We start from the raw sequence: 19,373 nt of genomic DNA, 5'->3' as shown, positions 1-19,373 counted from the left end.
AGATTAAACTCCCCGATTCTCGGCTGAACAGCGCAGGGAATCGGGGAGTTTTGTCTTAATGTGGATTGGATATATGTTTTTTACGTACCTTTGCACCGTTTTTGTAATAGACAATATAAGATGATACAGAATCAGAGACCTCCTATCCGTAGAATTGCTTTTCCAATTCTTATAGCATTGAGTATTTCGCATTGCTTGAACGATATGCTGCAATCGGTCATTTCGGCGATATACCCTTTGTTCAAGGAGGATTTATCCTTGAGTTTTGCCCAGATTGGTCTGATTACGTTGGTGTATCAGATGTCGGCGTCCGTGTTTCAGCCTCTAATGGGATTGTTCTTTGATAAGCGCCCCATTGCCTGGTCATTGCCAATAGGTATGTGCTTTACTTTGGTCGGCATTATGAATCTGGCTTTTGCAACTAATCTGTATTGGCTGCTGGCTTCGGTATTCATTGTGGGTATCGGTTCATCTGTACTCCATCCAGAGGCGTCGCGCATTACCTTTCTGGCTTCTGGCGGAAAACGCGGACTGGCGCAGTCTCTGTTTCAAGTGGGTGGGAATTTGGGAGGCTCGCTTGGACCATTGCTGGTGGCTTTACTGGTAGCTCCTTATGGGAGGCGACATATTGCTTTTTTCACGGCTTTTGCCTTGATTGCCATCGTGGTGATGATTCCTATATGCCGTTGGTTCCGTTCCTACTTGAACCACATCAAGAAAAGCCCGATGCTCGTGGCAGGAAAGATAGAACGTCCCCTTTCTTCAAGGATGACGGTGTTTGCCATAAGTATTCTGCTGATACTTATCTTCTCCAAATATATCTATATGGCAAGTCTGACGAGTTACTATACATTCTATCTGATCCATAAATTTGGTGTCACTGTTCAGGACTCACAGCTCTTTTTGTTTGTCTTCCTGGTAGCCACTGCCATCGGAACATTGGTGGGAGGCCCAGTAGGTGATAGAGCTGGGCGTAAGTATGTTATCTGGGCTTCCATTCTTGGAACGGCTCCATTCAGTATGATGATGCCTCATGTAGGGCTTGCATGGACGGTAGTGCTGAGTTTCTGTGTCGGTCTGATGCTTTCTTCCGCTTTTCCTGCCATATTGCTGTATGCACAGGAATTGCTGCCTAATAAGTTGGGTTTGATTTCCGGGTTGTTCTTTGGTTTCGCTTTTGGAATTGCCGGTATCGCTTCGGCTATATTGGGAGGTATGGCAGATAAGTATGGTATAGAGGCTGTTTATAATGTATGTGCCTTTATGCCTTTGTTGGGGTTGGTGGCTTGCTTTCTGCCTAATTTGAAAAAGAGATAGAGGTTTTGTATTCCCATTGTCAGCCATGCAGAGAGAACGAAAGGTGCAGTCAATGTAGTGAGTCCTCAGTTAATTCCTACAATTTACAAGGCTACAGAGAGTAAAACGAAATACACTGCCCATATTCAGCTCATCCAATTTTGGTCTTCTAGAGCAATGGTACACAAGATAGGAGAGGAATAACTCCCCCAATATATGGTATATATTGCTGCATTCCGGGAATTTACGAGGGTGCCTGCAAGGAAAAATAGTCTGGTCATAATGTTTCCTTGAAACATCACCTGGTTTATATCCATACTGAAACATTGTAAGTAATCGATGTAGGAAGTAGAAATGAATAGCATGTTAGGCATCAGCTAACTGCACAATCCTAGCAGTAGCTATACAGAAAGGATAAAAGGAACAGTGAACCCGGGTAACACGCGTTGCATGTTGAAAAAAACGTGTATGTAGATAGATATAGATGCGTACGAGGCAATAGTTATCAGCATCAAGGATCCATTTGCATGAATGGCAGAATGTGCTTTGCTCCCCCTCCTTTTTGTGTGGCAACTCAAACGTAACTAAAGGGCTGATATCTCAAAAGAGATACCAGTTCTATTTTTGTATTAGCAAAAAGTTTTAGCGGACAGTCATGTTTAATAAATTATCTTTATTGATATTGGTTACAGTGCAGTTTGTCATTTCTCTGTTAAGCGGTAAATTGGTTTCCTCAACAAAAGACAAGACGGTATCTTTACCTTCAGTTGATTTTGCTCCCGATATCGAACTTGGCACTAAACGTACAGTCTAGTGATAGTCACCGAAGGGTATTCAGATTATCGGTCTATTCTTTCAACCGGCACGAATATGCAATCCAAATTCTTAATTACCATTGATCTTTGTCCTTGCAATTTTTATATGAAGAATCTTTTGGAAAAATGTTTTGAAGCTTGTTTTTTCGTTATCTTTGAGCACAGAAAGCTTTTGATTTGCACGAATATACACTTTATAATTACGCCATTAAAGCGACGTTTTTTTAGATAAAGCATCTTTTATCAGTCAAGAATAGTTTAGCAGGAAGTATACATAACAGTTTGAAGTATTTTGAATTGCTTCTTGTTTTTATAATTCTGTATTAAACTAATAATTGATTGTTTATGACTAGTGTAAAAGTAAAATTCAGCCCTTCATCCATTATCCTCAAAGAGGGAACGCTTCATTATCAAATAATCCATCATCGTAAGGTACGACATATCCGTACCGGTTACAAACTGTTTTCAAGTGAGTGGATTTCTGCTTCCGGTGAAATCGATGTCTCGGCAGGAAGTGGAGAAGATCGAAAAAATTATCTTATTGCGTTAAAAAAGCAAATTGATAAAGACCTTGTTAAAATAGAGAAATGCATCAACCGTTTGGTTCAGGAAGATGTTCCTTTCACTGTGGAACGCATCATAGAGCTTTACACTGTTCCTGAAGGAAATTACACTTTCCTTTTATACGGAAAAGAACTGCTGGTTGAATTGAGGAAAATAGGCAAGGCACGTACAGCGGGTACCTATCAGAGTGCCTTGAATAGCTTTGAACGTTACTTGAATAACCGTGGTGATGTCTCGTTGGATGCACTGGACTCTAATCAGATGATAGCTTATGAAAGCTGGCTCAAAGGGAATGGCATTTGTCCGAACACCAGTTCCTATTATATGCGTAATCTCAGAGCTATCTATAATCGTGCGGTAGAACAAGGTTTTGTTGCCCAACAAAATCCTTTTAAGCATGTATATACTGGCATTGATAAAACAAGGAAACGTGCTGTATCCTTAGATGTGGTTAGGGAAATACGAGACTTAAATTTGACGAAAAAATCACTGGTCTTTGCCAGGGATATCTTTTTATTCAGCTTTTATACACGTGGAATGTCCTTTGTGGATATGGCATTCTTGAAAAAGAAAGACCTGCAAAATGGGATCCTTACTTACCGGAGACATAAAACCGGTCAGCAATTGTTCATCAAATGGGAAAAAACCATGCAGGAACTCATTGATAAATACGACACCTCTGATATTCCCTACCTACTACCGATTATTCGAAATAATGGTATGGACGAATGGCATCAATACCAAAATGAAGCGCACCGTATCAACAGAAATTTGAAATACATTGGCAAACAGATGGGTTTGGGTATTCCACTTACTACTTATGTTGCCCGCCATGCATGGGCCAGTATTGCTCAAAGTAAAAATGTCTCTTTATCTGTTATCAGTGAAGCATTGGGACATGATTCGGAGCAAACCACCCGAATTTATCTTGCCTCTTTAGACGCATCTATTGTAGACACGGCAAATAGTCTCATTTTGATGTCTATATGAATAAGGTGATTTATATAATAATCATTAACGAATATGACAAAAGAATATCAAAGCCATTCAAAAGGATACATATCTTCATAAGAGATGTACATCTTTAGTTATAAAACTTGAAATAGAGTAACCATCGTAACTTTATCTTCATAAGAGATGTATATTTCGTTTGCAAAGATACTAAAAAACTAAAAAATAAAGTGAAAAAATAAACTTTTTTGTGGCTTTCTTATGATTTGTTTCCCAAAATGTTCAACATAGTGTGTAAAATAAAAAACAATCACTCTAATATACACTCCTGAATGGTTTTAGTAATCAGTCAATTACTATTTATGTATTCGGAAGACGTACCTCTCTTATGAAGAGAGGTCTATTTACCATGGAGAATTGGTGGAGTAAATATGCCTAAGTCATGAGAAAACAGCTTGTAAAAAGCGAAGGTGTTTTGGTAAAATGTCACAAGCACTTCAAAGTATATGCCCTCCACAAAATAAATAGATGATGCTTTTCTCCTAGAGGTGTATTGGTAATGTGTACACAAATATGGAATCAATATGAAAGCGAATAAAATCTTACTTGTATTCCTGATATTTTATGTAGGCCACATCCAGGCACAAGAGATACAGGATTCGGTAAAAATCTATTTCAGACAAGGATATTCTGTATTGGAACCATCCCATAGAAACAACAGAGAAGCGTTGGACCGGATAGCAGACAGTCTGCGTACAAGCTATGCGGACTCTGTTTACCAACTGAAACGTATCCAGGTAGTGGGTGGAGCATCACCGGAAGGCAGTATTCTCCTAAACAGACGTTTATCCGTAAAGCGAGCCAATGTGCTGTTTGACTATCTTTCACGTTATGGAGAACTACCCGACTCCTTGAAAACGAACGTGTTCCTCGGGAGAGACTGGAACGGTCTAATCCGTTTGGTGAGTGATGACTGGGAACTACCCTACCGGAAAGAAACGCTACATTTACTGCATGAATTGGCAGAGGATGCGGCAAATGACAATCTTACAAAAGGTGACCATCTGCGACGGATACAGCAACTGCATGGTGGGGCACCCTATCGGTATATGTATAAAAAATATTTTCCGGAGTTGCGCGCCTCTCGGCTATATCTATGGTATGAGAAAGTATGGAATCCTATTGCCCCCATGCCAATGCCTCCCTTCAAACTGCCTATACCCGAACCAAAACCGACAGAACCTCTTCCCCTTGTCCCATACATACCTATGCAGCCACGTAAGCTGTATCTTGCCGTAAAGACAAATATGCTGTACGACGCATTGCTCGTACCGAATATCGGTGTGGAATTTTATCTTGGCAAAGACTGGAGTATGAGTGCTGACTGGATGTATGCCTGGTGGAAAACAGACCGGCGGCACTGGTACTGGAGAACTTATGGCGGCGACATAGCCATTCGGAAATGGTTCGGTAAGACCGCCAAGGAAAAGCCTCTTACGGGACATCATGTGGGACTCTACGGGCAGATTTTTACTTATGATTTTGAAACAGGGGGAAAAGGCTATATGGGTGGAAGACCCGGAGGAACACTCTGGGATAAAATGAATTATTCCACAGGTGTGGAATACGGCTACTCGTTGCCGGTGGCATACAGACTGAATATTGACTTCACTATCGCTGTCGGATATTGGGGAGGAACCTATTATGAATATACCCCCATAGACGACTGCTACGTATGGCAGGCTACCAAGGAACGGCACTGGTTCGGCCCTACTAAGGCGGAAATATCGCTGGTATGGCTGATTGGCAGGGGAAATTTCAACAAAGGGAAAGGAGGCGGACGATGAAAACCGGAATACGAATGACTGTTTACGCACTGCTGACCATGATTCTTTTCTCATGCGAGCACAAGGAGCTCTGTTTCCATCATCCGCATGTGGCTACGGTCAGAGTGGATTTTGACTGGAGGAACGCTCCGCAGGCCAATCCTGAGGGAATGTGTGTGTATTTCTATCCTGAAGAAGGCGGATATCCGGTCCGGTTCGATTTTGCAGGGAAAGACGGAGGACCGGTAGAGATTAAAGTAGGAAGGTACCGGACACTCTGTTACAATAATGACACGGAGTCTTTACTGTTCAGAGGAGTGGAAGGATTTGACACCCATGAGGGATATACGCGGAACGGTAACGTTTTTGAGAGTATTTACGGTAACGGTGCCCATTATGCGCCTCCGGCCAAAGGTTCGGAAGACGAGCGTGTCGTCATCTGCCCTGACATGATGTGGGGAAGTAACGCCCGAAATGTGGAAATTACCGAATCAGGGCTAAGTTATGAATGTGTTCCCTTTACAGACAAGGACAAGGTCGAATGGATAGAAAGTAGCGAGCATGTCATCACGCTTTATCCTGCCGAACTGATATGTACCTACACCTATGAGGTTCGTAATGTCAAGAACATGGAGTATATGACGCAGGCTTGCGGGTCATTGTCGAGCATGGCTCCCTCCATGCTGTTTGCCAACGAGGAACTGGACAGGGAGTGTGTCACAGTCCCCTTCGAAACAGAACTCCACCCCGAGAGTTCGAAAATGACCGGTAAGTTTTATACGTTCGGTCATCATGAAGAGAATGCCCGTCCGCACAAAATGATGTTTTATGTATGGTATTCCAATAAGGAGAAATTCTATACAACCTTTGATGTGACTGACCAAGTACATAAAGCACCGGACAGGAAGCATGTGCACATCATCATTGATAATGCGGACTTTCCGGAACCGCTTCCGGACGAGGGTGGATTTGATGTGGAGGTTGATGATTGGGTGGAAGTCGAAAACGATATCATTATGTAGTTTTTTATATCTTTTAATGTTATGCAGACGAAATCAATTCTAATGGCACTATTGGCCATGGCATTGGTAACGGCATGTACCAATGATGAAACAATAGAAATGAACCAGGGTGAAGGCATCAGTTTGAGTGCGATAGCAGGAAAAGCTACCCGTGCAGGAAGTGAGGCTACTACAACAAACAATATTGATAACTTCCACGTGTACGCCTTTACCCAAGGAGTTAAATACATGGATCACGATGTCCAGAAACAAGGGAATGTATGGTCGTATGGCGATACCAAATTCTGGCCGGAAACAGATGTGGACTTCTATTCGTATAGTCCAACGGATACGAAGAATGGTAATGTTGACATTACAGTAGATGGCGACAAGAAAATTACCGGCTATGAGGTACCCGGCGATGAGGACCTGCTCTATGCCTTGAACCTGGCTGAAAAGAAAGCCGAACACGAGGGCAAACAACCGGTTTTGGTCAACTTCCGCCACGCTCTATCACAGATTGTATTCAGAATCAAGAACACCAGTTCCAACCTGACAGTGTTCGTAGACGCAGTGAAAGTGGAGGGAATAGAGAAACAGGGTACATTCTCCTGGCCGACTTTGAGCACTACTACCCAATGGCAGGGAACTGAAAAGGATACGGAAACTGACAAGTCATGGGGAACATGGGATATCGCATATAACAAAGAGAACGCAAAACATAACAGCTATGCCGCTGAGATTACTCCGATTATGGAATTAGGCTTTACAGGTTCCGAAGAAGCATCGATACGGGACTTGACTGTTAAAACAGGCAATGACTATAAGGGACTGCTCCTTTTACCGCAGATATTGAATCCCTGGATTACGAAGACCGGTGGAACGGATGAAAATCCGGAGTACAAAATCACGGGGACGGCACGTGTGCTTGTTAAATGCAAGCTGGTAGATACGGTATCTAATGTACAATTGTGGCCAGGCCAGGGTTCACAAACCGCATGGGTGGGCGTCTCCCTGGTAGGAGAACCCAAGGACATAAGTGGAAAAACCGAACAAGTCTGGAAGCAGGGCAAACGCTATGTTTATACTCTTATCTTTGGTGAGGGCGGCGGATTTAACCCTGATCCTGATCCTGATCCCGAAAATCCGGATCCGGAACCAGTATTGGTTCCTATCACATTCAACGTAACTGTGGATAATTTTGTTGAATATCCTCAGGACCTCGATGCCGGCGTTCCTGATTCAAACCCCGGAAAATAAACTGAACCACCGCAAACCAGTCTTTTCCATCCATCAGGTTGCGGAAATATAACAGACCGGGCGGGGTTGAATGTTCCCTTCCCAGTCGCTATTTATTCAAAATAAAAAAATAAATGCCTATGCGACTTAATTTTAAAAAGGATTTCCTTCTTGTCACGGCCATGCTGGTCGCTGCCGGCTGTTCCGATAGCATGACGGAAGCAAATAATCCGGAACAACAGGTGCCGATTGTCTTTGGCACACAAGTTGCCACCCGCGCCGTGGTGGAAAGTGACAAGGAGGGTATGGATAATTTCACACTGTGGGGATGGGTACGGGAAAGCGACGGGCCGAAATTGTTTTTCGATGCCGCTTCGGTTACTCCGTCGGGAAACTATGGCGAGAAACGTTTCTGGGCTGTAGGCAGGCCTTATGACTTTTATGCGGTGCATCCGGAAGAAATGAAAGAGATTGGTGCCGCTACCGAAGTTTCCTGCAACGACAAGGGCGAACTTAGGGTTACGGGTTTTGATTCTTCCGGAATGGGGAAGGATGCCGTGGATTTAATGACGGCAACAAAAACAGATGTGACTTATGAGGGCGGCGGAACGATGCCATCCGTGCTTCTGGCATTCGAACATGAACTGGCACAGGTGAAATTAACTGTCCGTACCGGGGAGAAGCAGGCAGAAGTGTCGGACATCAGACTTTTCGGTGTGGACTATAGGGGTGACTTGCTGTGGACGCCGGAAAACTCGACATGGCAAAGCCGGGTGAACTGTACGGAAGAGGGAACTCCTTTCGTACACAGCGGGAGCGTGCGGATAGAAGCCGGAAGTAACGCTACTGTGCTGGATGGCGTATTGCTGTTGCCACAGCCGGTGACGGATGATGTGGCGGTAACCTTTAAGTATGTCTATGCCGGCAAACCGCTGTCGGAGGCAAAAGAAGCGATGATATATCTGGATGCAGCTCAGACAACGGAATGGATAAAGTCGAACACTTACCATTATAAAATAACACTGCCTGCCGGCGATGCCGACATTACTGTCAAAGTGAGTGTGGACCATTGGGACAGCAAGGATATTTCGGCAGATTGGTAATCTTATAAATAGGAAGGAGCAAGATATGAAAATCCTGAAATACTCATATATATGGATATTTGCCGCAATGGCGGGGATAATGACGGCTTGTGCATCGGACGAACAAGAAGGGATGTTCCCCGAAAAAGGAGAACCGGTGACGGTGAAATTTTCAATCGATACAAGGGCGGCAGAAACGGATGATTTCGACTCGCAGGTGAAGACGCTCAGGGTGTATGCTTTCCAGGATGGCAGCCCGGTGGGGTATTATTATGGCGGGGAGGATGTGCCGGCTCATACTTTTGAATGGAAGTTGCCGAAGGGAGAAGTCTGGTTTTATGCAGTGGCCAACGAGCAGGAGGCCGGAGAACTGCTTTGCGAAAACAAAGGAGACATTTTTGTACTGCCCGGTGAGACAGCTGGGGGAGTACATCCGGTCGAAGGCTTGGAAGTAGTGCCGGATAGACTGGAGTCTTTGACTTTCAGCCGGTTGCCGGAAGCGGAATATGTGTCGGGGGGAACGGAGACAGACAAGGATGAAACGGAAAAAAAATACCGTTCTGCCATTGTGCCGATGACTTGTAAGTATCGTGGAACAGTTACGCACGACAATCAGGAGATAAACCTGGAACTGAAACGTAGCATAGCGAAATTACAACTTTATTTTGCCAAAGCCGACGTGGCGGACGCCGGAGAAGGGCAGCTCTATATGGGGCGCGGGTTGTATCTCTACAATATGCCGAAATACGGGTATTTGTTTCCGAAAGAGAAGTACGAATATACGGGAGATTTCAATTGTCTGGAGGGAGCCGGTGAAAGTTTCGACTCGAAGAATCAGAAGAACGGCAAGGTAATTCTGGGTGCGGGATGGCCGGAGGAACCGGAAACCGCTCCGCAAGAAGGGACGCCGGAATATGAGGAGTATGAAAGGAACTTGAAGGAGAAGAGCCATATCAACGAGATTAAGGCTTTGGCACATGCCGGGAACACAGACACGAAAAAATTTCAGTGGCTGCCAGCCAAACCGGTTTATCTGTTTGCCAATCCCAATGAAATTACAGACCGTTATCCTAAGAATCCGTCAGCAGAGAGTTCAAGGGGATATTATCTGAAAATACTGTCGCATGAGCATAAAATGGGAAGTGACGGTATGGAAGGACATGAGGCTGATATGCAATATGTGGCTTTGCCCGAAGTGGAAGCCAACATGAACCTGCGGTTGTTTTCCGTCATATCCATGCATGCCCACGTCGGAGTTTCCGCCCATTGGATGATTGTCCCCTGGGAGACAGGTGGAGGTGATGTCGAATTTGAGTAGTAAAGATATATAAATATGAACAAGATAATGAAAAGTTCAACCAATCATGTTATTATGGCAGGAATGCTTGCGCTCTTGTCATTCATGTCATGTACGGATGACGTGATCGAGACTCCAGGAACTTTGCAGGGAGTAGACCGGAACAGGCAGGTTGAGGTTACACTGCCTTTCGGTGTAGGACGTGGTATCAGTACCACCATCACTACTCGTGCGGCAGACAAAGGAGAGGTCAATTATGACTCGCAACTTTCTGGTGTGATGGCTTTCGTATACGAAGCAAAAAGTGAGAATCCGGAAGAAAACGAATTGCTCGCCTACCATTTGTTCTCCAATCCGTCCGACAAGCTTTTGGATGGAGCTACCGGCGGATGGATGGAAGACAACGACGACCCAACTTGTGGCGCCATCAAGTTCTATATCCCGGTGGGCGATGTGTACATCTACCTGCTGGGTAATGCGCAAAGTTCGTTCCTCAATTTCTTCCCGGGTGTAAGCGATGGTGACCGGTTGGCTACCCAAGCGGAGTTTTTCAAACAAGCCACCCCGAAATGGAACAAGAACATACACAGCGTGGACGGTTATCTGCCTTTGGTGGGCATGGTGGCCAACCGTACAGGCTTGTGCCACGTGGACGAAAATGGGGCAATCCATTACACGGACAATGACGGAACGAACCATGTCATCACCGGCACACCGCATGATGGGCCTCACGACCCTTACCAATCGTTTATCCTGAAACGCCTGATGAGCAAGGTTACGATGAACATTAAATCGGGCGAGGGAGTGAAGTTCGTGCCGAGAGACTACACCGTGCGTCACATCCCCCATTACGTGTCGCCTACAGCACAGGCGTGGACGGAGGAGGAACGGGCACGGATTCTGGTGGAGGATGCCAAACCGGTGAAGTTCGGCTTGGGAGACTCACTTACGTTTACCGTGTACTTGCCGGAGAACATACGGAAGGTGAAGCTCGGTGTGACCATCGACGACTACAAACAGCGCGACAAGGTAGTGAAGCTCAATGACAAGAATGTAGAAGAAACCGCTCCCGATGATTTCCATGCCGAGAACGCACACAACCACAAGGGACATTACAAGTTTCAGTATGCTCCTCCGGCATCCACATACATCGAGCTGACCGGATGGTTTGAAAACGAAGACAAGTCGGTGGCTGCCGATGTCCGTTATTACATCCATTTGGGCAACTTCGGAAAAGACCTCAGTGACTTCAGTGTGGAGCGCGACCATTACTATACGTACAATGTAACCGTAAAGGGAGTGGATGACATCGTGGTGGAAGTGGAAGATGAAAAAGAAAAGACTCCGGGAGTGGAAGGAGTGGTGTTTAAGCACGAGGCGTTCGTGCATCTTGACTCTCACTTCGACCAGGTGGAGATGAAATTCCGGCGGAGCGATGTCGAGAAGGGGGTGTACCTGTACACCGACACGCCATTTGGCATCATGGGAGTGATGTATTATCCCAAAGGCACTCCCGACGGAGGAACCGACGGACTCTGTATGGGCGTGAGCAACCCCGCCATTACCAAAGAGGTGGCACAGGACTATCTGGCATGGCTGGAGTTTACAAAAGAAACGACAGTCTGCGATTACACATCGGCGGACAAGGAAAGTCCCTACCTTATGGCATTCTATCGTCCCGACGAGGTGAAAAATGTGTTCGATGCGCTCGATGAGTTCTATGCAAGCAGGGAAGACTCTGCCTACTACACCTGCTTTGTGGACGAGAATTTTTATGAACGGCATCCCGACCCACGCATTACCGACCCGGTGCAGCTGAAGGACTTCATCAACTGCAAAGATCGCATCTTCTCACTTGCCACCGACCTCAAGTTCAGCAAGGATGACAAGAGTGCAGTGTCGCAGTCGGTCTACACGTTGAAACAGCGCTCCATAGCTTGCTTCTACGACATGAACGACCCTACGCTCAATAAATTCGGCGTGGAATCGGTGGAGGAAATGGATGCTTTGGTATTCCCTGTGGGTAAAGATGGTGGCGGGGACTGTTGGGACGGACGAAAGAATACATGGGACATTGCGGAAGACGCTCTTGGTAAGGCTGATATCCATGTTTCGAATGGTAATGAGCGCATTTTCCAATCCGGTTTTATACTGACGAAAGATGGACGTTTGAAGGAGACCCGTCCTATGTCCGGAATAGAAAACGAATCGAAAATTCTGTTTGTACGTAATCGCGACTTGAATGGAGACGGCTATCTGAACGAGGATGAACTACGCTGGTATGTACCCGCCATAGGCCAGTTGCTTGGTATGTGGTTGGGAGAGCCTGCCATGGAAAAAGAGGCTGCTTTGTGGAAACTTTCTTTCGAAAAGTATATGAATCAACCGGGTAAAACAATGAATGATGAGGGTCTCCATACTTTTTCGGCGAGCACCGGGGGGAGCTATTCTGCACTTTTACCGGAAGCCGGAGGTTATGTTTCTATTGCAGATGACAAACACGTAGTAGCCGTGAGAAGCCTGGGGGCAGGAGAAGTGAAGGGGCGGATGGATAACGAAGTTTCGGAGCCTTATTATAAATACAATAAAGCCGACCGTACGCTGGAAGTATTTTTGGCAGACGAAGCCATGCGCTCATTCAGCCATCGCGAGCTTCAACCCCACAGTGAACGCGAACCGCAGAACCGCCTGTACAGGAAATTCCAGCTGGCACAGCAACCCATGCTGATAGATACAACCATAACCGTTACTTGTAACAACAAAAGACACGGTGCTGCAAATAAAACAGAAACATGGAACGGCAAGGTCTTGAAACTGATGGAGATAGACCATGCCAAGCGCGACAAGTTTACCGTGGCACAGGACTATCACGAAGCAGGCGACAAGGTAGTATCTGCCGGAGCGTGGCGTTTGCCCAACGAACGCGAACTGACGCTGATAATGCTGGCATTCGATTTCTTTCAAGATGACAGCAACCTGCCTTTCGCACCTCCGATAACGCCGGGCAGTGCCGATGCCGCAGGCGATGGCTATGGCTGGTATAACCCGTTCAGCCTGAAATGTACCGCAAGCCAGAATGCCAGAAAGCATGAATGGACGCACAAGCTTTGCGCCATGTTCCATTGTCGCACGGCTTATGCTTACAGCCGCTATTATCCGCCCAAGAACGAGTTTACGCCCACCGGCTACATACTGAACTACTGGAAATCCGATTCGGAACTCGGATTAAATAAAGCCCGACGGGTGGATTTGCACATGCTGAATCCGGGAAAAGGCATGGTGGAAGATGAAAAGGAAGAGAATGGTAATGCTCGAGAAAAATACGGAAAAGCCGGTGTGTTCTGTGTGCGCGATGTGAGAGAATAATCCATAGTGGCAACCGGATAGTTTTTCCTCAAAGAATCTATTCGAAAATGCCAGAGATTGTCAATTGCATATTTGATAAAAGACTGTGAGTTTAAGTATGTCGGTGATGAAACATTCCATCACCGGCATGCTTGTTTTTTAAAAGCATACAGATATATTTAAACTTGCTAAAACGCTCCTTTATTTCTTCTATTTTTTGGTTTACTATCGAATTGTTTAAGTTATCTGCATTAGTCAGAATAGGACTAATATATGCCTTTTGCAATGATTGATTCCATTGCTGGGGATATACTTTGGTGTGAGTAGCAAATTTATATTGTTTGCTTTTGAATCTAATAATAAAAGTTATAACAGACGGGCGCTTGCTTTTAGGTGTTTTCAGATAGAATCTGCCATACAATTCTAGGGGAAAATCAGCTGTTTCATCAGTGTCGAAACTTACTTTGATTTTCAACGACTTAATAAAAACTGGGGTAACAAAAAAGGTAATACACTCTTTAAAATACTATTTTGGAGGTTGTTGCACGCCAAGTTACCTAAAAAAAGAAAATCGTTAACTATCAAATAGTTAACGACTTGTGTGTGGAGCGTATCGGACTCGAACCGATCACCTCGACACTGCCAGTGTCGCGCTCTAGCCAGATGAGCTAACGCCCCGTTGCCAACGTTTGCAGGCTTGCTTTCATTTTTGATGGTGCAAATATAATGCATTATTCTGAAATAATTGCTATGTTTGCGAAAGAATTTGAAAAAATAAGTTATGCTGATATATAATACCACTTATCATGTAGAGGAAGGAGAAGACAAAAACTTCCTGATATGGATGCAGGAACACTATCTTCCTGAGGTAGAGAAGAACGGAACATTGTATGCTCCACGTATAGCCCGTATCTTGAGTCATATTGAGGAAGGAAGCATCTGTTATTCTGTTCAGTTTGAGGTAGAAAACTCTGCCAAACTGCATCGTTGGCATCAAGAGCAAGGAGTGAAACTGAACGAGGAATTACTGAATATCTTTAAGGATAAAGTGATTGGCTTTCCTACATTGATGGAGGTAATAGTGTGATACAACCGGTCAAAGAGAAAATAATATTGGGTATAGATCCTGGTACCACCATTATGGGGTATGGAGTATTGCGTGTGGCAGGTGTCAAGCCGGAAATGATAGCCATGGGAATTATCGACCTCCGCAAATTTGGAGACCACTATCTGAAGTTACGCCATATTCATGAACGGGTACTAAGTATCATAGAGAGTTATTTGCCTGACGAGCTCGCTATTGAGGCCCCTTTCTTCGGAAAGAATGTACAGTCCATGTTGAAGTTGGGGCGTGCGCAAGGCGTAGCAATGGCAGCTGCTTTGAGCAGGGATATTCCCATTACGGAATATGCTCCTTTAAAAATAAAGATGGCCATCACCGGAAACGGACAGGCATCCAAGGAACAGGTGGCGGACATGTTGCAGCGTATGCTGCATTTTCCTAAAGAGGATATGCCTACTTTTATGGATGCAACGGACGGGCTTGCTGCTGCCTATTGTCACTTTCTGCAGATGGGGCGTCCCACGGTGGAGAAAGGCTATCATGGCTGGAAAGACTTTATTGCCAAAAATCCGGATAAGGTGAAGAAGTGATAAGAATTGAAATGTAGAATCTAAAAATAATATCATGAAATTGAATGAACTTGCTATCATTGGAGTGGCTGCAACGACGGTTGTAAGCTGCACTCCCGCGAAGACGGAGTATGCTTCGTACGAACTTTACCCTGTCCGTTCGGGTAGTCTGACAGAGATGGAATATACACCTGCTGCCACGCAATTCACATTGTGGGCACCTACGGCGGATGAAGTTCGCCTGATGTTGTTCGAAGCAGGAGACGGAGGGCATGCCTATGAAACTATTTCAATGGAATCCTCTGAAGAAGGAACTTGGAAAACTAAAGTTGAAAAGGACTTGATAGGTAAATTCTACACATTCAATGTGAAAATCAATGATAAGTGGTTGGGGGACACTCCGGGTATCAATGCCAAAGCTGTAGGGGTGAATGGAAAGCGTGCCGCCATCATCGACATGAAATCCACGGACCCCGAAGGATGGGCAGATGATAAACGTCCGGCATTGGCCTCTCCTGCCGATGTGATTCTTTATGAAATGCACCATCGTGATATGTCCATCGACCCGTCGTCGGGTATTGAGCATAAAGGAAAGTTCCTGGCATTGACAGAACAAGGAACGGTAAGTCCCGACAAGCTGGCAACCGGCATTGACCATCTGAAAGAATTGGGAGTGACACATGTACATCTCCTTCCGTCTTATGACTATGCCTCCGTTGATGAGACAAGGCTGGACGAGAACAAGTATAATTGGGGATATGATCCGCAGAACTACAATGTGCCTGACGGCTCTTATTCTACCGACCCCTACAAACCGGATGTTCGTATCCGGGAATTCAAGCAGATGGTGCAGGCTTTGCACAAAGCAGGTATCCGTGTTGTTCTGGATGTGGTGTATAACCATACTTTCAATACATCCGACAGTAATTTTGAACGTACAGTGCCGGGATACTTTTACCGTCAGCGACCGGACGGAACGTATGCAGACGGTTCGGCTTGTGGCAATGAAACTGCCAGCAACCGTCCGATGATGCGTAAATACATGATAGAGTCTGTATTACATTGGATTAATGAATATCACATTGACGGATTCCGTTTTGACCTGATGGGTATTCATGACATCGAGACAATGAACGAAATCCGTAAGGCGGCAACGTCTGTAGATCCGACTATATTTATATATGGTGAAGGATGGGCGGCATCGGCTCCACAGATGGCGGAAGATTCTCTGGCAATGAAAGCCAATACTTATAAGATGCCGGGTGTTGCTGCTTTCTCTGACGAAATGCGTGATGCTTTGCGCGGTCCGTTCAATGACAATCATCAAGGTGCTTTCCTTGCCGGATTGCCGGGAGGAGAGGAGAGCATAAAGTTTGGTATTGTAGGAGCCATCAGGCATCCGCAAGTAAATAATGACTCTGTGAATTATAGTAAGGCTCCGTGGGCGGAACAACCTACACAGATGATCAGCTATGTTTCCTGTCACGATGATATGTGCTTGGTGGATAGGCTGAAAGCAAGTATCCCGGGTATTACTCCCGTAGAATTGGCAAAGCTTGACAAACTGGCGCAAACAGCTGTATTCACTTCACAGGGTGTACCGTTTATTTATGCCGGTGAGGAAGTGATGCGTGACAAGAAGGGAGTGCACAATAGTTTTGAGAGTCCCGATTCCATCAATGCGATTGATTGGAGACGAAAGGCGGAGCATGCAGATGTATTTGCTTATTATAAAGGTTTGATACAGCTTCGTAAGAAGCATCCGGCTTTCCGTATGGGTGATGCGGATTTGGTGCGTAAGCATTTGGAATTTCTACCGGTTGACGGCAGCAATGTGGTGGTTTACCGTCTGAAAGAAAATGCCAACGGTGATGCATGGGGAGATATTATAGTAGTCTTGAATGCCCGTAAGGAGCCTGCCAAACTTACCGTACCCGAAGGTAAATATACAGTGGTCTGCAAGGATGGCTTTATCAATGAACAAGGTTTGGGCACACTGTACGGCCCCGAAGTTGTTGTTCCGGCCCAATCGGCACTGATTATGTATAAATGATGATTGGATGATGCAGCAACATACAATACACATAGCGGGGGGCGTAGTACGCAACCCGCTTGTTCGTTTGACAGAGCCTGTCACCCTTGATTTTCTGGCAGGAGAACACATTGCTATTGTAGGACCGAACGGAGCCGGAAAGAGCCTCCTGGTGGATATGCTGACGGGAAAGTATCCTTTGCGTGATGGTGAGCTTACCTATGATTTCTCTCCCTCCCTCACGAAAACTGCCTATGACAATATCAGATACATTGCCTTCCGTGATACTTACGGTTCTGCCGATGCCAATTATTACTATCAACAGCGTTGGAATGCCCACGACCAAGAGGATGCTCCGCTAGTACGCGAAGTGCTGGGAGAGGTAAAAGACGATGCCTTGAGACGGCAGCTATTTGAACTTTTCAGCATAGAGCCGATGCTTGACAAGAAAATCATTCTTCTCAGCAGTGGGGAGCTGCGCAAGTTTCAGTTGACTAAAGCTTTACTGACTGTTCCCCGAATTCTTATCATGGACAATCCTTTCATAGGGCTGGATGCGCCTACCCGTGAACTGCTTTTTAATTTGCTGGAGCGGCTTACCCGGCTGGGCGAGTTGCAGATTGTCCTTGTGCTTTCCATGTTGGATGACATACCTTCATTTGTTACACACGTTGTGCCGGTAGAGGAGATGAAGGTGGGCGAAAAGATGGAACGTGAGGAGTATGTGCAGGCATTCTGTGCGGGCAATCAGATGCGTATTCAGGAAGAGGCCGGAGCGTTGGAGGAATTGCAGCGGCGTATTCTCGATTTGCCCTACGAACATGCGAATTTCACTTCGGACGAAGTGGTGAAATTGAACGGGGTTAGCATCCGTTACGATGACCGTACCATTCTGAAGGAGCTGGATTGGACAGTGATGCGTGGTGAGAAGTGGGCGCTGAGTGGCGAGAACGGTGCCGGCAAGTCTACCTTGCTTAGTTTGGTTTGTGCGGATAATCCGCAGTCATACGCCTGCGATATCAGTCTTTTCGGACGGAAGCGCGGAACGGGGGAGAGTATTTGGGAAATCAAGAAACACATCGGTTATGTCAGTCCGGAAATGCATCGTGCTTATCTGAAGAATCTGCCTGCCATAGAGATTGTCGCTTCCGGTCTGCACGACAGCATCGGATTGTATAAACGTCCTCATGCCGAACAGATGTCGGTATGTGAGTGGTGGATGGAGATTTTCGGTATTGCCGCCTTGAAAGACAATCCTTTTCTGCAACTCTCCAGCGGGGAACAGCGTCTGGCATTATTGGCACGTGCTTTTGTCAAGGACCCGGAACTGCTGATATTGGATGAACCGCTTCATGGACTCGATACATACAACCGCCGTCGGGTTAAGAAGATTATAGAGGCATTCTGCCATCGTCGGGATAAAACGATGATTATGGTAACCCACTATGAGAATGAATTGCCGCAAACAATTACTAACCGTTTATTCTTGAAGCGAAACCGCTGACCGGATAATAATTACGTCAAGCAAAGATAATAAAGGACTGGCGGGAACCATTTATGGTGTAAATCGTTATATTTGTAATATCAACCATCTAAACATTTATATCATGAAGTTTTTTATTGATACGGCAAATTTAGAACAGATTCGGGAGGCCTATGACTTGGGCGTACTCGACGGAGTTACCACTAATCCTTCGCTTATGGCAAAAGAAGGTATCAAAGGAGTGGAGAACCAGCGTAAGCACTATGTGGACATCTGTAATATTGTGCAAGGCGATGTGAGTGCCGAGGTGATAGCTACCGACTATGAAGGCATGATTAAAGAGGGTGAAGAATTGGCAGCCTTGAATCCGCATATCGTAGTGAAGGTGCCTTGCATTGCAGAAGGTATCAAGGCCGTTAAATACTTCTCGGGCAAAGGTATCCGTACAAATTGTACTCTGGTATTTTCTGTCGGTCAGGCATTGCTTGCAGCCAAGGCAGGTGCAACGTATGTTTCTCCGTTTGTGGGGCGTCTCGATGATATCTGTGAGGATGGCATTGCATTGGTTGCGAAGATTGTAGAGATGTACCGTTATTATGGATATACCACCCAGGTACTTGCCGCCTCTATCCGTCATACGGCACATATCATGCAGTGTATAGAGGTGGGTGCTGATGTGGCTACTTGTCCGCTTTCGGCCATTAAGGGTTTACTTAATCATCCGCTGACCGATTCCGGTCTGAGGAAGTTCCTTGAAGATTACAAACGCGTGAACGGATAAACTTAAAATATCCTATAAGCCTATCTTTC

At 45.5% G+C, this 19,373-nt stretch carries 14 protein-coding genes and 1 tRNA gene; 13 read left to right on the top strand and 2 right to left on the bottom strand.

Annotation, left to right across the window (positions count from 1 at the left end; all coding sequences use genetic code 11):
• Positions 1–120: 120 nt before the first annotated feature.
• The 8 genes from DWY57_RS08750 (at position 121) to DWY57_RS08710 (ending at position 13,437) form a co-directional block, all read left to right on the top strand.
• On the top strand, positions 121–1,317 hold the full coding sequence (locus DWY57_RS08750) for an MFS transporter (protein ID WP_119961613.1): 1,197 nt from the start codon (positions 121–123) through the stop codon (positions 1,315–1,317).
• A gap of 1,139 nt (positions 1,318–2,456) precedes the next feature.
• Positions 2,457–3,665 (top strand): site-specific integrase, encoded by a 1,209-nt coding sequence (locus DWY57_RS08740; RefSeq protein WP_119961612.1) that lies wholly within the window; start codon positions 2,457–2,459, stop codon positions 3,663–3,665.
• 545 nt (positions 3,666–4,210) lie between these two features.
• Positions 4,211–5,473: a DUF3575 domain-containing protein gene (locus DWY57_RS08735; protein WP_119961611.1), complete on the top strand. Its 1,263-nt coding sequence runs from the start codon at positions 4,211–4,213 to the stop codon at positions 5,471–5,473.
• Positions 5,470–6,474, top strand: a complete 1,005-nt coding sequence (locus DWY57_RS08730) for a DUF5119 domain-containing protein (protein ID WP_119961610.1) — start codon at positions 5,470–5,472, stop codon at positions 6,472–6,474. The genes DWY57_RS08735 and DWY57_RS08730 overlap by 4 nt, the downstream gene beginning before the upstream one ends.
• A gap of 21 nt (positions 6,475–6,495) precedes the next feature.
• Entirely contained in the window at positions 6,496–7,713 is a 1,218-nt protein-coding gene (locus DWY57_RS08725; RefSeq protein ID WP_119961609.1) for a fimbrillin family protein, read from the top strand.
• Positions 7,714–7,832: 119 nt separating this feature from the next.
• A complete protein-coding gene (locus DWY57_RS08720; protein WP_119961608.1) occupies positions 7,833–8,795 on the top strand; it encodes a fimbrillin family protein in 963 nt (320 codons plus the stop codon).
• A gap of 25 nt (positions 8,796–8,820) precedes the next feature.
• Complete coding sequence (locus DWY57_RS08715; protein WP_119961607.1) at positions 8,821–10,092, top strand: FimB/Mfa2 family fimbrial subunit; 1,272 nt, start codon at positions 8,821–8,823, stop codon at positions 10,090–10,092.
• Between the two features lie 15 nt (positions 10,093–10,107).
• Positions 10,108–13,437: a DUF4906 domain-containing protein gene (locus DWY57_RS08710; protein ID WP_243634663.1), complete on the top strand. Its 3,330-nt coding sequence runs from the start codon at positions 10,108–10,110 to the stop codon at positions 13,435–13,437.
• Between the two features lie 91 nt (positions 13,438–13,528).
• Here DWY57_RS08710 and DWY57_RS08705 read toward each other — a convergent pair whose 3' ends face one another.
• Together DWY57_RS08705 and DWY57_RS08700 are read right to left on the bottom strand one after the other, a co-directional pair.
• A complete protein-coding gene (locus tag DWY57_RS08705) occupies positions 13,529–13,891 on the bottom strand; it encodes a hypothetical protein (RefSeq protein ID WP_243634662.1) in 363 nt (120 codons plus the stop codon).
• A gap of 129 nt (positions 13,892–14,020) precedes the next feature.
• Positions 14,021–14,094: transfer RNA gene (locus tag DWY57_RS08700), tRNA-Ala, on the bottom strand.
• 103 nt (positions 14,095–14,197) lie between these two features.
• On the opposite strand from DWY57_RS08700, the gene DWY57_RS08695 reads away from it, so the two are divergent.
• The 5 genes from DWY57_RS08695 to fsa all read left to right on the top strand — a co-directional run bounded on the left by DWY57_RS08695 (position 14,198) and on the right by fsa (position 19,344).
• Entirely contained in the window at positions 14,198–14,503 is a 306-nt protein-coding gene (locus DWY57_RS08695) for a DUF4286 family protein (protein WP_005826379.1), read from the top strand.
• On the top strand, positions 14,500–15,069 hold the full coding sequence (ruvC, locus tag DWY57_RS08690; RefSeq protein WP_005826381.1) for a crossover junction endodeoxyribonuclease RuvC: 570 nt from the start codon (positions 14,500–14,502) through the stop codon (positions 15,067–15,069). Before DWY57_RS08695 ends, ruvC begins: the two co-directional genes overlap by 4 nt.
• A gap of 34 nt (positions 15,070–15,103) precedes the next feature.
• Positions 15,104–17,101 carry a type I pullulanase gene (gene pulA, locus DWY57_RS08685; protein WP_005835788.1) on the top strand — a complete coding sequence of 666 codons (1,998 nt, stop codon included), beginning with the start codon at positions 15,104–15,106 and terminating at the stop codon, positions 17,099–17,101.
• Between the two features lie 10 nt (positions 17,102–17,111).
• Positions 17,112–18,584 carry an ATP-binding cassette domain-containing protein gene (locus DWY57_RS08680; RefSeq protein ID WP_119961646.1) on the top strand — a complete coding sequence of 491 codons (1,473 nt, stop codon included), beginning with the start codon at positions 17,112–17,114 and terminating at the stop codon, positions 18,582–18,584.
• 103 nt (positions 18,585–18,687) lie between these two features.
• Positions 18,688–19,344 carry a fructose-6-phosphate aldolase gene (gene fsa, locus DWY57_RS08675; protein ID WP_005835793.1) on the top strand — a complete coding sequence of 219 codons (657 nt, stop codon included), beginning with the start codon at positions 18,688–18,690 and terminating at the stop codon, positions 19,342–19,344.
• Positions 19,345–19,373: the final 29 nt, after the last annotated feature.

It is taken from the genome of Bacteroides sp. AF25-5LB (assembly GCF_003602965.1).
Taxonomy (GTDB): Bacteria; Bacteroidota; Bacteroidia; order Bacteroidales; family Bacteroidaceae; genus Bacteroides; species Bacteroides uniformis.
Note: the sequence above shows the minus strand (reverse complement) of the source record. Positions and strands in the feature narration are given on the sequence as shown.

What these genes read in the sequence shown, in the direction of transcription:
- DWY57_RS08750 (WP_119961613.1), top strand. Translation starts at nt 121, where the DNA reads ATGATACAGAATCAGAGACCTCCTATCCGTAGAATTGCTTTTCCAATT.
- DWY57_RS08740 (WP_119961612.1), top strand. Translation starts at nt 2,457, where the DNA reads ATGACTAGTGTAAAAGTAAAATTCAGCCCTTCATCCATTATCCTCAAA.
- DWY57_RS08735 (WP_119961611.1), top strand. Translation starts at nt 4,211, where the DNA reads ATGAAAGCGAATAAAATCTTACTTGTATTCCTGATATTTTATGTAGGC.
- DWY57_RS08730 (WP_119961610.1), top strand. Translation starts at nt 5,470, where the DNA reads ATGAAAACCGGAATACGAATGACTGTTTACGCACTGCTGACCATGATT.
- DWY57_RS08725 (WP_119961609.1), top strand. Translation starts at nt 6,496, where the DNA reads ATGCAGACGAAATCAATTCTAATGGCACTATTGGCCATGGCATTGGTA.
- DWY57_RS08720 (WP_119961608.1), top strand. Translation starts at nt 7,833, where the DNA reads ATGCGACTTAATTTTAAAAAGGATTTCCTTCTTGTCACGGCCATGCTG.
- DWY57_RS08715 (WP_119961607.1), top strand. Translation starts at nt 8,821, where the DNA reads ATGAAAATCCTGAAATACTCATATATATGGATATTTGCCGCAATGGCG.
- DWY57_RS08710 (WP_243634663.1), top strand. Translation starts at nt 10,108, where the DNA reads ATGAACAAGATAATGAAAAGTTCAACCAATCATGTTATTATGGCAGGA.
- DWY57_RS08695 (WP_005826379.1), top strand. Translation starts at nt 14,198, where the DNA reads ATGCTGATATATAATACCACTTATCATGTAGAGGAAGGAGAAGACAAA.
- pulA (WP_005835788.1), top strand. Translation starts at nt 15,104, where the DNA reads ATGAAATTGAATGAACTTGCTATCATTGGAGTGGCTGCAACGACGGTT.
- DWY57_RS08680 (WP_119961646.1), top strand. Translation starts at nt 17,112, where the DNA reads ATGCAGCAACATACAATACACATAGCGGGGGGCGTAGTACGCAACCCG.
- fsa (WP_005835793.1), top strand. Translation starts at nt 18,688, where the DNA reads ATGAAGTTTTTTATTGATACGGCAAATTTAGAACAGATTCGGGAGGCC.